The following is a 13,921-nucleotide window of genomic DNA, read 5'->3' as shown; positions in this document are numbered from 1 at the left end:
CGAGCCCACGCCTGTGGGTGCGGGCTCGGCGAGTTTGGCCGTTTCCGAGGAGGGAAGCCCGCAAGCTGACCGGTCGTGGGGCACCCGTATCCGGGAGGCAGCGAAGAGGTTCACCCCAGCGAAGACTGCGGCTGCAAGAAAGACGTACTCGTAGCCCCAGCGTGTCCATGCCAGCCCGCCCAGGGCTGGAACCGCCATTGCCACGACATGATCCAACGATATCCCGAGTGACAGGGCGGGAGTCATGTCGGTTGGGTCTTCGGCGATCTTCCACAGGTAGCTCGTGCGGGCGATCGTCACTGCCGCGAGCATGTGGTCCAACACGAAACAGGCATATATGATCGGCAATCCGAGAACGACTCCTGCCAGTGTTACGTTCGCGCCCAGAGCGTACCCAAGACAGATCAGGATGAGGAGCGCGGCCTCACCCATCAAGACCTTCCGTTCTCCAAGTGTGTCCACGAGCCGTCCGAGAACGGGGCGGAACCCGATTCCCAGGAACGAGGAGATCATCCAGAGCATAGCAATGGTAGAAGCAGGCTGTCCGAACACGCGAACGATCACCCAGGGACCGAAGGTTAGAAAGACCTGTTTGCGTGCTCCGAATAGGATGTTCAGTAAGTAGAAGAGGCGGTACTGCCTCTTGGAAGCCACTCTGCGCGGACTGGCGGCTGCACGTGGCGCAGGGGCGACTCTCATGGGCAGAAAACACAGGGCCCCTAGGAACGCGAAGCCTGCAGCGGCTGTGAAAATCACGGAGTATCCCACGCCCAGAAACCTGGTGCCGAACCAGACGAACGCGGCCCCCAGGATGGTTGCAGCGGTGGTTGCCCCTGCAAGCTGCCCGAGCCTCCGACCCACCCGTTCATTTCCGGACACCGCCACCCCCAGGGACTGAGTGAGTGGCAGGTAAACGTGGCTGCCGACTGATACGGCGATCATCCACACGACCATGGCCCCGAGGGTCGGAGAGAATAGTGCCATTCCAAGCAGGCCGAGACCCCAGACGACCACTGCGAGTGATGCGACGCGTGTATCGGGCAGGAATGCAAGTGCTCCGGACAGAAGGGCGATCACGCACCCCGGGCCCTCCCTTGGGAACTCCAGGAGCCCGCGGATTGTCGGCGAGACATGATGCACTTCGCTCAGGTAGTTGTTGAAGGAAGGGTCGTGCAGCCCGACAGTGAGGCCGAGGAGCGCACTCCCCAGCAAGAACAGGTACCAGTTCCGACTCTTTGAGGTCACGTTGGATTGTCGCCTCCAAACCGGGACGGAATCAAGGCATGAATGGGATAGAGCAGTTCTTTCGAGGACGCTCGCCACATTCCTCCAAGTCAAGGATGGATTCCTGAGGTTTCGCCGGGGGTTGCAGGTGTGCTAACATGAACATATGACGTACGAATCGAACTACGGCAGCAATGATGGTTGAAGCTTTCGCGGAACAGCTGGTTCCGCGTGTGGAGGCGAAAGCAGGTTGAATCGAAGCACTAGGCTCGCCCTGATCGTGGCGGTGATCGCGGTCGTGGCAGTCGGCTGGGCAGTGGGAACGCGCCGGGACTCCAAGGCCGTCCTGGCGGAAGCCACACCGCAGGATCTCAGCCGCGCGGCGAAGAGCGGTCTTCCTTACGTGGTCAAGGTAGGTTCGAACACCTGCGCCCCCTGCAGGGCCATGAACCCGGTGATAGACGCGCTTGCCGAAGCGTACAGGGGGACGGTTGGGTTCTACAATGTCGATGTATACCAGTATCCGAATATAAGTACTGGTCACAACGTCAGGGTTATACCTACCTTATTGTTCTTCAGCCAGGGTGGGAAGCTCGTCCACAGAGTGGAGGGCTACATGAGCCAAGCACAGGTTACTTCGGCCATGAAGTCCCTGGGTATGATAGAATAGTCACGTAGAGTTAGGCCCCGCGGGAGGCCAGGATTCATGGAGGAACTCGACCTACACGGGCTGAGAATGGCGGAGGCCCTCGAGGCCTTCGTCGCGCACCACAACTCACTCGCAGCCTCGGGAGGCGGAACCGGGTTCAAGGTGATCCACGGATACGGCTCGTCCGGTTCCGGAGGAGAGATCCGGGCAGGTATCAGGTCCTTGCTCCATTCGAACCCGGGATGCGCAGACTATGTGCCGGGGGAGGATATGGACGGGAACCCCGGGTACACGGTTGTGTACCCTCGCAGGCGGCTCCCGACTGGATCGCAGAGGTTATGGGATGCCATGGTCGAGTTCTGTGCGACCCCGAAGACTCAGGCAGATGTGGTGCACCGGTTTGTGAGGCGAAACGCTGAACCCGAGATAGTCCAGGGCCTCCGGGAACTTGAGAGGCGAGGCAGGCTCCGGTCGTTTGTGAAGAACGGGAAGAAGCACCTCGTGGACGCAAGAATCCGGCCGCGGGTATAGTCAGAGAAAGGGCGGGTCATATCCATGGCTGATCTGGAGAAACTCACCGGGACTTGGGATCACGAGGGCAGACTTTCCTTTGTCACCCCGGACGGGGAACATCGGGATGGCATAATGCGTCCTCTGGAGTATCTTCTCGCCTCGATCATAGAATGTGCTGGGCTCACAATCATCGCTATGCTTGACAAGATGAAGATCTCCAGGCAGGGCGTCACGATCGAGGGAACGGCTGCAACAGCAGGTGAGAAGCCGAACTACGTAAAATCCATGGCCTTGAGCGTGAGTATTGCCGGGGCTGAACTCACCGGTGAGCAGCTTGCCAGGCTCTCCGAACTCACCGAGAAATACTGTGTGGTGGCCCAGACCCTCAGGCGAACGCCGGAGGTTGCCATAGAAGTGAGGACGGCCGACAAGTAAAGCTGGATCACGAGGCGCAGGTGCGAGGAACAGCGAGGGGAGAGCGGTGCGACCCGACAAAGAGACGGTACTCCGCAGGCTGAGACGGATAGAAGGGCAGGTCAAAGGCCTCCAGCGTATGGTGGCAGAGGAGAGGCCTTGTGCCGAGGTCCTCGACCAGTTTGCTGCTGTGAAGACCGCCCTCTACAGTGCTGGCATTCTGATGCTAGAGAACCACACACGCGAGTGCATCCGGAATGCCCGCGAGGGGGATGGCGGGGAGGACGCTTTGGATGACCTCGTGAGGGTAGTACGGAAGTTCGCCCGGTAGGGAGAGCCTGGTGAGCGGGACCCGGGCGCCAGCCCCACACAACGTGGAGCGGATAGGTGCGTGAAACAAAGGTTTCCTTCCGGAAACAACGGGAGCTTCACGTCTTACCCTATCCGCCGCGACTAGTGTAACCGGAGCCGCTGTGCGTATTCGCACAACGTGATGGTGAATCATGGGAACATGCGGCTAGGTTTCCTGCCTCGGGCGCGAATTGCGGCGGGCTCGCTTGTAGATGGTGTGGACCGCGATCCCGAGTAGCGTTATCCCGAACGTGATCCATCCGAAGTACTCGCCGATGAAGTCGACGACTTGCGGGCCGAAGAGAGCTATGAGCCAGGCCTCCAAGAAGAACCTGGCCCCACGGCTTACGAACGACGCGAAGACGAACCGGCGGAGTGGGAGTCTGAGGACGCCGCTTATGACAGTGACCAGCTTGAACGGGATGGGGGTGAACCCTGCGACCCCGACTGCCCACATGTCGTACCTGGCAAACAGGGCACGCGCTGCGGCTATTCGGTCGCGAGAAGCAAGCCTTGCAAGAATAGGCCTTCCGCCTTTCAGCCCCAGGGTGTAGCCGAGGACCGCCCCGATGACCGACCCCACCGTCGTGACTGCCGCATAGACCAGAGCAAGGGCTGGGCGGGCCGCAGACATCGGGATCAGCAGTGTGTCGGGCGGAACGGGGAAGATTACGGCTTCGACCACTGACAATGCAAAGAGGCTAGCGATGCCGGCACGAGTGAGCAGGAAGTCCACGCGCCCACCTCCAGACCAATTCTAACACGGAACGCGCGTGTGGAGCAGGCAGGGTACTCAAACGAGATGAATGTTGGAGGCAGCAGCCGCCATGGCCGGGACGATCATGAGACGCATGCGCACCTATCTCTTGGCTGGACTTATCGTCCTCATCCCCGCCGTGGGCACATTATACATAGCTTACCTGATATTCCGAGTGGTCGATGGGTGGCTCGGAAGCCATCTGATAGGAGTCTTCGGCCTGTTCATCCCGGGAGCAGGCCTAATCGCCACGCTCGCGATCATCATGTTCGTCGGCCTTGTGGCCACGAACTTCATCGGAAAGCGGCTGATCGGGTTCGGGGACCGGATCATGTCGCGGATCCCGATCATCCGTGGGTTGTACGGGACGATCAAGCAACTCACCGACGCCATGTTCATGCAGAACAGCTCGCTGTTTAAGAAGGTCGTCCTAGTAGAGTACCCGCGGAAAGGCATCTACTCGGTGGGACTGCTCACCGGCAACGGGGCCTACTCGCCGGTGAGACGAGAATTCGATTCTCCAATGGTTCCGGTCTTTCTGCCATCTACACCCAACCCCACCACTGGATGGCTCATCTACGTTCCGCGGGAGGACCTGGTCGAGCTGGACATATCAGTGGAAGACGGCCTCAAGCTCATCATATCCGGCGGGGTAGTTGCTCCTAACAACGTGGGCAGGGCAAGCGAAGCCAAGGCCACATTGCGGGACACAGCCAAGTGAACGCGTATGACCAAACTAGAAGCCCTGGGCAATTGAGAGCCCAGGGCTTTTATATGAGCGGGGGACCCCGCGTTTCTGGCTCGCGACACCCATTGGCACCGGCCGGAGGGTCCCGCGCTGCGTTTGTCCGTCATTCTGAAGGGGTCTCGCCCAGCTGGACAGAGACATACAGCCGCTGTGAGTCTCTCCACACCCAGAACATGACTCGGTCTCCGATGTTCATCTTGGCGATCTCGTCTGCCAGGGACAGTTCCGAGGTGACCTTCTTGCCGTTCATCTCCCGGATAACGTCCCCCCGGCGCAGACCGGCCCGGGCTGCGGGGCTGTCGTCCACCACGTCAGTGATGAGGATCCCGTCCGCGTCAGGCAGCTTGAGCTGCTTCGCAATATCCTCGGTCAGTTGCTGGTACCAGATGCCGATCCACGGTCTCTTGACCTTCCCGTAAGCCATTAGGTCGTTCAGGATGTCGCTAACAGAGTCAACCGCGATGGCGAAACCTATGCCCTGAGCGTACGGCAGGATTGCGGTGTTTATCCCTATGACCTTTCCATTCATGTCGATGAGGGGTCCGCCGGAGTTGCCCTGGTTGATTGCGGCGTCCGTCTGGATCAGGTTTCCAGTGGACAGGGTCCCGCCTGCGCCATCACCAAGCCTTCGATTGAGAGCGCTCACGATGCCTGCGGTCACGGTATGTTCAAATCCGTACGGGTTCCCGATGGCGATCACCCAGTCGCCCGGCCGGAGGTCGGATGACTTCCCTAGCTCGGCGACGTGAAGGTTCTTCGCCTCGATCTTGATGATGGCGACGTCCGATGCCTTGTGCGATCCGACGAGCTTCGCATCAAACTTACGCCCATCGGGCAGGGTGACCTGGATTTTCTGAGCGTTTTCAACTACGTGGTGGTTGGTGATAATGTGCCCCTCCGAGCTGATCACGAAGCCCGATCCGGTGCCGGGCTGCTCGTACTGTCCGCCGAACCCTTTGAAGAAGTCACGAAAGAGAGGCCCGAAGAAGGGATCCTGCGGAACACTAGGTCCGTAGCTCACTACCCTGGTCGTGTCCACCCGGACTACCGCTGGACCCACGGCCTCAGCCACGTCAGCGAGGGAGGGCAAGACCGCGGTCTTGCGGGGCTCAGACACGGGTGCCGCCGGGCTTACCGCCGCGGCAGCGTTCCCCTGGCGCTCGGGGAACACGTAAGAGACTACCACGACCGAGGTGACGATGCTGCTCAGAATCGCCACGGTGATCAGGGGTAGGTAGAACTTGCGAAAGCTCGAGGTGCTCATGTCTTTCTCCTCCTATCCTTGTAAGACTGGGATTCCTGTTATCTTGAACCTCGCATCGTGACGAAGGTTACTCGTGGGTGGTCCGATTCCAGCCTAACCCACCGGAGGAATTCCTCCGTCCGCATGAGGGGTTCGTCCTGCAACACTAGCTCCAAAGCTTCTCTCGACTTCAGAGCCCCTGTGGGCTGAACATACGCTGCTGCCGGGGGCGCGGAGCGAGTGACGGGCGGCGCTGCCCGGTTTGCGGTCACCCCCAATGGGCCGATTCCGAAGATCATCTGGACGAGGGGAACTGCGATCGCCGTTCCCGCCAGAGCCGCGGGAACCACTAGTTTCGCGAAAGAGAAAACGTGCGCGATAGAGTTGACCCTCTTTGCCGGCTGAAGCGGCAGTGCCCTAAGCCTCAGTTCCACGTTGTCCCATAGATCTTTCGGGCACTCAGGTTGGCTTGTGCACTCAAGAGCCGACTTGACTTCCTGCATCAGCTTGTAGATGGCGAAGCACTCAGAGCACATGGCCAGGTGCTGCCTTACGCGGTTTCTCTCTTCCTCGGAGAGCTCGCGGTCGATGTAGGCGGAGATCAGGCGCTCGACCTTGCTGCACGTCATTTTCGGCTCACCTCCCCAGCACGGGCCCCAAGATACGGCGCAAGGAGGTCCCTCAGCGCCCGCCTGGCCCGGTGGATCCGCGACCTTACAGTGCCGATGGAAGTGCGCATTATCTGGGAAATCTCCTCATAGGAGAACCCCTCGATGTCGCAGAGGATGATTGCCATTCGAAAATCGGGAGGCAGAGATGCCAGCGCGCGTTGGATGCTTTCATCGATGTGATGCCGGTCGAATACGACTTCGGGGCTGTCTGAGAGATCCGGCACCTCCCGCTCAAACTCGCCTTCGTCGGTGGCGATTCGCTGGTCCAACGACTCCACGTACGGGGTGCGCTTGCGCCGGCGAACTTCGTCGATGTACAGGTTGGTGATGATCCGGTAGAGCCACCTGTCGAAGGAGGTGCCCCGCCGGTAGCTGTCGAAAGACCGGTACGCCCGGACGAACGCCTCCTGAGCGAGGTCCTGCGCTTCCTCGGGGTTGCCGGTCATCCTGAGAGCTATACTGTACACAGGCTTCTGATACTGCCGGACGAGGGATTCGAACTCGCCTATCCTCGATGTGGGCTGCACTGCTCGCGTGAGAGCGTGTTCGTTGGCCAATTCAACCACCCGTTTCGGCACTGACTTCGCCGTCTCAATCCCTACTAACGAAGAGGCTGGGATTGGAGTTCCCTTTCGATTATACCTTTCCCCCCTTCGAGCCGCGAGTGTTCAACTGGCCCTGCACCGGCATGAACTGGGAGTTGGAGTGAGAGCGCATGCGAAGAGTCAGGGTTCCGCAACACGTCCTGGAGATTGTGGAGAAGCTCAAGAGCCTTGGCCACAGTGCTTACGTGACCGGGGGGGCCGTCAGGGACATGTTCATCGAAGGCAGAGAGCCAAGTGACTGGGACGTGGCAACCTCCGCGACTCCGAGAGAAGTGACGGACGCCTTCGACCGCGTGTATCCCTCCGGCATTACCCACGGCACCGTCACCGTAGTAACTGAAGACGGACATGTGGAGGTGACCACTTACCGGCAGGACGGGCCTTACCGGGATGGTAGACACCCAGAGTCAGTGGAATTTGTCAACGACATACGGGGCGATCTCTCGCGCCGTGATTTCACCGTCAACGCCATGGCCTACGACCCATCCACGGGGGAGCTGGTCGACCCCTACGGGGGCATGAACGACTTGGAGGCACGGATCATCCGGACTGTCGGACGCCCTCATTCCCGGTTCTCCGAGGACCACCTGAGGCTCCTGCGAGCGGTGAGGTTCGCGGCGCAACTGGGGTTTTCGGTGGATGCGTCCACCATGGCGGCCATCCGCGAACACGCCTGTGACATTGCCGATGTGTCGGCAGAGCGAATCACTGGGGAGTTCCTCAAGCTGCTCACGGCCCCGGCTCCATCGAGAGGGCTGAGGCTCCTAGTAGAGTCGGGATTGGTCCGATACGTCCTGCCAGAACTCGTCGAGCTTTCAGGATCTGACAGCGGAAGCGAAGGCGGTGTCCACGGCGGGAGTTCCGAACCCGGCCGGTCTGCCTGGCACAGATACGAATGGGCATCCGCTGTGTGTGATCTTGTTCCCGCAGATGAAGGACTGAGATTGGCGGCACTGTTCTGCGCTTCCCCCGGGCAGGACCCGGCGGACTCCGCGTCGCGCGCGCGGGAGGCTCTGACCCGGATGCGGTTGCCTCGGGCGGTTGTGGATAGAGCCGTATCCCTCGTGAGGCTGTCAGGGTCGTTGCCTGCGAACCCTGACGATGTGACCTTCCGGCGGTTTGCAGCCTATGTGGGCAAGCATAATATTCTGGACCTTCTCCAACTGGAGCGAGCCAAGCGACTTGCATCGGGGGATCAGGACAGTGCACTCGAGGTGGACAGCCTACTCAAAAGGGCTACGGGACTCCTTCAGTCGGACGCTCCTCTTGCCGTCTCCGACTTGGAGGTGAACGGGTCCGATGTCATCGAGCTCACCGGGATAGCCCCCGGACCTGCTGTGAGGGCTGTTCTCCTCAACCTGCTCGACCAGGTTATTGAATTGCCTTCCCGCAACCAGCGCGACACCCTTCGTGCGCTGATTCCCCGGGTCTGGGAGGAGCTTGGTATGCCCGGCAGGAGGGAATCGCACCGTGTGGAATAAGGGGACCGGGACTGGGTTCATCGGGTATCGGGCCGAGGATAGGACAATGGGATTGGAGGCCGGCAATTGGGACCGGAAGGGCAGCTCTCTGACTGCCAACGTTGCGTCGGACTCGCGAGCGCGTGGACCGCGTTCCTTTACAGCTATACAGTGCGTTTCGTCTGGTCTGTGATGATGGAAGGAGCCGGGGACGAGCTTGGACTCACCATGGCTCAGGCTGGAGCGATGATGAGCGCGTTCTACGCGGGCTATGTTCTTGCTCAGATCCCTTCAGGGATTGTCGCGGACAGGATGAACAGCAGGCTGCTTCTGGTGTCAGCTATCTTTCTTTCGAGCCTCTGCACCCTGGCAAACGGGGCGATGAGGACCTTCGGTTCCGGCCTCGCGTGGAGGTTCCTCTCCGGCCTTTCCGCTGGGGCGATATACCCGTCGAGCCTCAAAGTCATATCCTCCTCCTTCGGCCGGGAGCAACGTGCGACCGCCGTGGGCATCTTCATGACCGCAGTCTCCGCTGGGATGATGATCTCCAATGGGCTGGTGCCTGGAGTGGTGGCACGTCTGGGCTGGAGAAGCGGGTTTGTGGTGACTGGCTGGGCCGGGCTTGCCGCGGCCGGTGTGTTGCTTGTGATCGGTTGGCCCGCCATTTCCGCGTGGCCGGCATCAGAAGCCAAACGGTCGACGGGGAACTATGCCTCACCTTCAACGCAGCGTGTCGGCCCTAGGCCCTTGCGCGTGATGTTGAACCGGAATATGGTCCTTCTCTGCCTTGCGGGATTCTTCGGCATGTGGGGGACCACAGGGTCCATCCCATGGCTCTTCAGCTCACTTACCCGCGGCCGGGGCATCTCAGCGGCGAATGCCGGCATCATGCTGATGGTCTTTTCCGCCGCATCGGCTCTGGGTGGCCCCGCCGCCGGATGCATTTCCGACCGGGTCTTGCGATCCAGGAAGCCCGCGATCGCCTTAGGCCTATGGATCTTTGCTGCCCTGCTCACTGCGATGGCGCTCTTGCCCGGGACGGGCGTGACGCTGTGGGTCGTCTCTGCCGCACTCGGTTTCTTTGTCCTCTTTCCCGACACCCCCAGAAACACAATGGTCTCCGAGACCGTAGGGCCTGAACTGGGCGGCACTGCAATCGGCATCGCCAACACGCTGTGGCAGGGAGGGCTCATCATTTCACCTCTGGTGGCCGGGAAGATACTCGATGCCACCGGGGGCAGTTTCCGTCCAGCCCTTTTGTCGCTGTCCGCCACGGTCTCGGTGGGGGCGGTTTGTGCCGTTCTCCTGACCGAGGTGAGGTTGCGGCCGGCCGATGCTGCGCATGGGGAGTCTGTTCAAGGCTAGGACATTACTTCCACAGGGGGGATCTTCATGTCGAAGCCGTTGCGTGTGGTCGTCGCTCCGGACTCGTTCAAAGGCAGTCTTACAGCTGCTGAGGCGTGCGAGGCGATCGAGAAGGGAATCAAGAGAGTGTTTTGCGAAGCACGGGTTGTGTCTGTGCCCATGGCTGACGGGGGCGAGGGTACAGTCCGGTCCCTTGTGGACGCGACCGGGGGCAGAATCGTCGAACGGGAGGTCACTGGACCCCTGGGTGAGCCGGTCCGAGCGTTCTTCGGAATCCTGGGGGACGGAACCACGGGCGCGATCGAGATGGCCTCCGCCTCGGGTCTGCCACTTGTCCCGAAGGATAGACGGAACCCGCTCGTCACAACGACTTGGGGGACGGGGGAACTCATCCGGGCTGCGCTGGACGAGGGGTGTACCAGGATCATAATTGGAATCGGGGGCAGTGCCACCAACGACGGGGGTGCCGGCATGGCGCAGGCGCTTGGGGTGAAGCTTCTGGATGCCACAGGTAGCCCCATCGGTCCAGGAGGGGCGGAACTAGAGAGGCTCTCGAGAATGGACATGTCGGGAATGGATCCGAGGGTCGCACATACGGAGTTCATTGTCGCATGTGATGTAGACAACCCGCTTACTGGTCCAAAAGGGGCGTCGGCCGTCTACGGGCCGCAGAAAGGTGCAACTCCCGAGATGGTTGCCCGCCTCGACGCTGCCCTTGCGAAGTTTGCGGCAGTAATCCGGGAAGACTTAGGTCTGGATGTGAACGACATACCCGGGGCCGGTGCTGCCGGAGGGCTCGGCGCCGGTCTTGTAGCGTTTGCATCGGCCACCCTGAAGAGGGGCATAGAGATTGTTGTGGAAACCACTCGACTGCGCGAGAAGATGGCAGGTGCGGACCTGGTCATAACAGGCGAGGGCCGCATTGACTTCCAGACACTGTTTGGTAAGACCCCGATGGGCGTCGCCCGGGTCGCGCAGGAGCTGGGTATCCCAGTGGTGGTCATCGCTGGGTCGGTGTCAGAAGACGCACGGGGGCTATATGACCACGGAATAGACGTACTGATGACCATCGTCAAAGGCCCGTGCACCGTGGACGAGGCCATCGAGAATGCGAGCAGCCTGATGGCGGACGCCGCAGAAACCGCAGCGCGCCTTATTGTGCTGGGAACCAGGATGTAGGATGTGCTCCGGAGGTCTTGGGAATGCAGAGCGATAGGCAGCAAGAGGTGCTTTCACAGCTCAGAGGCCGGCGGGCTGCGGTCATTGGGCTTGGGGTGACGAACCTGCCTCTTATCAGGTTCCTTGTGAAGTGCGGCGTGCACGTGACCGCGTGTGACAAGAAGACCCGGGAGGAGCTGGGATCCGCGTTCGAAGCTCTGTCCGGACTCGGAGTCGACTTCTCCCTCGGCCCGGGCTACCTGGATGACCTGGTCGCACACGACCTCCTTTTCCTTTCCCCGGGTGTCAACCCCAATCAGCCAGAGTTCGTGGAAGCCCGGAACGGAGGAGTCGAGTTCAGCTCCGAGATCGCGCTCGTCCTGAGCCTCGCCCAGGCGCCCATCATCGGCATCACGGGGAGCAGTGGGAAGACCACTACCACGACTCTGACAGGCCTGATCATGCAGAAAGATTCCGGACGGTCGCATCCGGGCCGCCGGGTGCTGGTGGGCGGGAACATAGGAACGCCCCTCATCGAGAACATCCTGGACGTCCGCGCGGAGGATCTCATAGTCCTGGAGCTCTCCAGTTTCCAGCTGAAGCCGGTCCGGATGAGCCCGCACGTCGGCGCGGTGCTGAACATCACCCCGAACCATCTGGATTATCACCCAGACATGGACGACTACATCCTCTCCAAAGAGAACATCCTGAAGTACCAGAAAGAAGACGACTACGCAGTCCTCAATGCAGACAATGAACCCACAGCCTCGATGGCGGAGCGCGTGCCGGGCCTGGTGCTTCTCTTCAGCTCGCGGCACCCGGTGGCGAGGGGGGCGTTTCTTTCGGGAAACGCACTTACCTTCCGCTGGTCACCGGATGAGGACGGGGTTGTGGTCGTCCATCGCGCAGATCTCAAGATCCCCGGTCTGCACAATGTGGAGAACGCTCTCGCGGCCATCGCTATCTGCGCCGCCATGGAGGCCGACTTCGAGAGCATGAGGCAGGCCCTGCGGGTTTTCGAAGGTGTTGAGCACCGACTGGAGCCTGCCGGCGAGGTGGGGGGCGTGCTCTTCATCAACGACTCCATAGCCACATCCCCCGCGCGGACCATCGCCGCCTTGCTCGCGCTGGACCGGCCCATTGTGCTGATTGCGGGCGGGTACGACAAGCACCTGCCTTTTGACGAAATGGCTGAGGTCGCTGTTGACCGTGTGCGCGCTGCCGTGCTCATAGGCGTTACTGCCGGGAAGATCGAGGACTCGCTCCTGAAGGCTGCAGAGGCCAAAGGCGCGCCCGGGCCCCAGATACTGAGGCGTGGAACGTTCTACGAGGCCGTGGCAACCGCAGCGGAGGTCGCGGCCCCGGGTGACGTGGTGCTGCTTTCCCCGGCTTGCGCAAGCTACGACATGTTCAGGAACTTCGAGGAGAGGGGGAGACTGTTCAAGGAACTGGTGAAGAGGATGAGGGACAGCGAGAGCCCCAGCCCCCGGGCGGTATAGTCCATCCCCGGAATCTCGCCCCCGCGGCCTGCGTAGGATTGTGGTGAGCGCAGGTGGGGGGGGGTGCTTATGCACAGGCATGACAGGCGTCTCAAGCGTGTGCGAGGGAAGCGGTTCGCAGCCGGGTTGACCAGGCAGGCAGCCGCCGCAAGCCTCGTCTTAGTGTGCACCGCTGTTCTAGTTGTTGGAGTATGGGCAACCCGGTACGCAAGGCAGACCTGGTCGGTGCCATCGGGCGCCGGGGACCAGGCCACCGGCGGGGTGAGCCTGGAGATAGACATCACGCCTGACCCTGGGAACGAGATTGCCACGACGCGCACGGTGTCAAGGTATCAGGGTTACATTGAACTGCACACGAAAACGTCCCGTGGCTACAGACTCCTGGGCTCAGTGGAATCTGGACCGGTCACGCGACTCTCCGCCGTGCATATGCGCCCTGCACGCTCGACTGAAGGCGCGGCGCCAGGGGCGGAAGGAGGAGGGCAGGAACTGGGGCCTATCTGGGCCACCCTCATTCTCGCCGAGGCAGAGTATGATCAGAGTGTCGGTGCACTGTCGAAGGCGACTGTGTCCACCGCATATGCGTGGAACGGGCGGCAACTCGTCGAGGTGTGGTCGGCAACCACCCGCTCGGAGTCGGTCTGGAACACAGGTTGGAGTGAGGGCGGGGGTGATCTTGCTCGGTCTGCGTGGCGCGTCGCAGCCGCCAGGGCAAGACCTGCACGCGTGCCTGATGAGGCAACCGTGCCGGCCACCGCGGTCTCGGCCCCGGCGGAGTGGGTCAGGGTCGTGAGCAGAACCGAAGTGGAGTTCCAGGGGGCAGAAGTACCCTGTATCGTGACTAGGTCCGTGCAGGAGTACCAGAAGCACGTCGAGGAGGAAGACACTTTCGTGACCGTGGCCTCCCGAGAGGTCTCCCAGAGGTTCTGCTGGAGCGACCGGTGGACTGCTTTCGTATTGTCGGAAGGCAAAATATCACGGGAAGGCGCGGTGGCCTATGAGTATCCCGGTTCGGACGTCACCTGGACCCTCGCTCCCGGGCTGGACGTGGCGGTTCTGGAATCCGAACGGAATGCCGTCGAGGGCCTTGTGCACGACCCACCCTACCTTCTGCGTGTCAGAACCCCAGATGGGAAGGGTTGTTATGTGAACGAAACGTGCGTGCTGCCGCACGGCACAGGCGGGGCTTTGGGGAAGTTGAGCTGTGTGGAAAGTCAGAGGAGAGGCGCCACATAGTGGACCTCTCCCCCTAGAGTGTAAGTAC

General features: G+C 61.1%; 15 protein-coding genes. 10 read left to right on the top strand and 5 right to left on the bottom strand.

The window, feature by feature from the left end; all coding sequences use genetic code 11:
* Nucleotides 1-1,245, bottom strand: a 1,245-nt coding sequence (locus NUW23_01245; protein MCR4424804.1) for an MFS transporter, incomplete at its 3' end; no start/stop codon positions are given.
* A gap of 229 nt (nt 1,246-1,474) precedes the next feature.
* On the opposite strand from NUW23_01245, the gene NUW23_01240 reads away from it, so the two are divergent.
* The 4 genes from NUW23_01240 to NUW23_01225 are packed head-to-tail and all read left to right on the top strand — an operon-like array spanning nt 1,475 to nt 3,131.
* Nucleotides 1,475-1,894, top strand: coding sequence for a thioredoxin family protein (locus NUW23_01240; protein MCR4424803.1), 420 nt, complete (start codon nt 1,475-1,477; stop codon nt 1,892-1,894).
* 36 nt (nt 1,895-1,930) lie between these two features.
* Complete coding sequence (locus NUW23_01235; GenBank protein MCR4424802.1) at nt 1,931-2,404, top strand: Smr/MutS family protein; 474 nt, start codon at nt 1,931-1,933, stop codon at nt 2,402-2,404.
* Nucleotides 2,405-2,428: 24 nt separating this feature from the next.
* On the top strand, nt 2,429-2,821 hold the full coding sequence (locus NUW23_01230) for an OsmC family protein (protein MCR4424801.1): 393 nt from the start codon (nt 2,429-2,431) through the stop codon (nt 2,819-2,821).
* A gap of 46 nt (nt 2,822-2,867) precedes the next feature.
* Nucleotides 2,868-3,131, top strand: a complete 264-nt coding sequence (locus tag NUW23_01225) for a metal-sensitive transcriptional regulator (GenBank protein ID MCR4424800.1) — start codon at nt 2,868-2,870, stop codon at nt 3,129-3,131.
* 186 nt (nt 3,132-3,317) lie between these two features.
* On the opposite strand, the gene NUW23_01220 is transcribed toward NUW23_01225, so the two are convergent.
* The gene (locus NUW23_01220; protein ID MCR4424799.1) at nt 3,318-3,887 is read right to left on the bottom strand and encodes a DedA family protein; all 570 of its coding nucleotides are present in this window, start codon (nt 3,885-3,887) and stop codon (nt 3,318-3,320) included.
* 91 nt (nt 3,888-3,978) lie between these two features.
* On the opposite strand from NUW23_01220, the gene NUW23_01215 reads away from it, so the two are divergent.
* Nucleotides 3,979-4,629 (top strand): DUF502 domain-containing protein, encoded by a 651-nt coding sequence (locus NUW23_01215; GenBank protein ID MCR4424798.1) that lies wholly within the window; start codon nt 3,979-3,981, stop codon nt 4,627-4,629.
* 130 nt (nt 4,630-4,759) lie between these two features.
* Here the strand turns inward: NUW23_01215 and NUW23_01210 are convergent, their stop codons facing one another.
* Genes NUW23_01210 through NUW23_01200 form a run of 3 tightly spaced genes read right to left on the bottom strand, consistent with a single transcriptional unit; the run spans nt 4,760 to nt 7,148 of the window.
* Nucleotides 4,760-5,920 (bottom strand): trypsin-like peptidase domain-containing protein, encoded by a 1,161-nt coding sequence (locus tag NUW23_01210; protein MCR4424797.1) that lies wholly within the window; start codon nt 5,918-5,920, stop codon nt 4,760-4,762.
* A gap of 38 nt (nt 5,921-5,958) precedes the next feature.
* Nucleotides 5,959-6,528, bottom strand: coding sequence for an anti-sigma factor (locus NUW23_01205; protein MCR4424796.1), 570 nt, complete (start codon nt 6,526-6,528; stop codon nt 5,959-5,961).
* Complete coding sequence (locus NUW23_01200) at nt 6,525-7,148, bottom strand: sigma-70 family RNA polymerase sigma factor (protein MCR4424795.1); 624 nt, start codon at nt 7,146-7,148, stop codon at nt 6,525-6,527. Before NUW23_01200 ends, NUW23_01205 begins: the two co-directional genes overlap by 4 nt.
* A gap of 137 nt (nt 7,149-7,285) precedes the next feature.
* On the opposite strand from NUW23_01200, the gene NUW23_01195 reads away from it, so the two are divergent.
* The 5 genes from NUW23_01195 to NUW23_01175 all read left to right on the top strand — a co-directional run bounded on the left by NUW23_01195 (nt 7,286) and on the right by NUW23_01175 (nt 13,893).
* Nucleotides 7,286-8,656: a [cytidine(C)-cytidine(C)-adenosine (A)]-adding enzyme gene (locus tag NUW23_01195; GenBank protein ID MCR4424794.1), complete on the top strand. Its 1,371-nt coding sequence runs from the start codon at nt 7,286-7,288 to the stop codon at nt 8,654-8,656.
* A 66-nt stretch (nt 8,657-8,722) separates the two neighbouring features.
* Nucleotides 8,723-10,000, top strand: a complete 1,278-nt coding sequence (locus NUW23_01190) for an MFS transporter (protein MCR4424793.1) — start codon at nt 8,723-8,725, stop codon at nt 9,998-10,000.
* A gap of 39 nt (nt 10,001-10,039) precedes the next feature.
* A complete protein-coding gene (locus NUW23_01185; protein MCR4424792.1) occupies nt 10,040-11,179 on the top strand; it encodes a glycerate kinase in 1,140 nt (379 codons plus the stop codon).
* 23 nt (nt 11,180-11,202) lie between these two features.
* The gene (gene murD, locus NUW23_01180) at nt 11,203-12,657 is read left to right on the top strand and encodes a UDP-N-acetylmuramoyl-L-alanine--D-glutamate ligase (GenBank protein ID MCR4424791.1); all 1,455 of its coding nucleotides are present in this window, start codon (nt 11,203-11,205) and stop codon (nt 12,655-12,657) included.
* A gap of 69 nt (nt 12,658-12,726) precedes the next feature.
* Nucleotides 12,727-13,893, top strand: a complete 1,167-nt coding sequence (locus NUW23_01175) for a hypothetical protein (protein ID MCR4424790.1) — start codon at nt 12,727-12,729, stop codon at nt 13,891-13,893.
* Nucleotides 13,894-13,921: the final 28 nt, after the last annotated feature.

The sequence above is a fragment of the Bacillota bacterium genome, assembly GCA_024655925.1.
Classification (GTDB): domain Bacteria; phylum Bacillota; class DTU025; order DTU025; family JANLFS01; genus JANLFS01.
The sequence above is the reverse complement of the archived record's forward strand: the minus strand, read 5'-3'. Positions and strand labels throughout refer to the sequence as shown.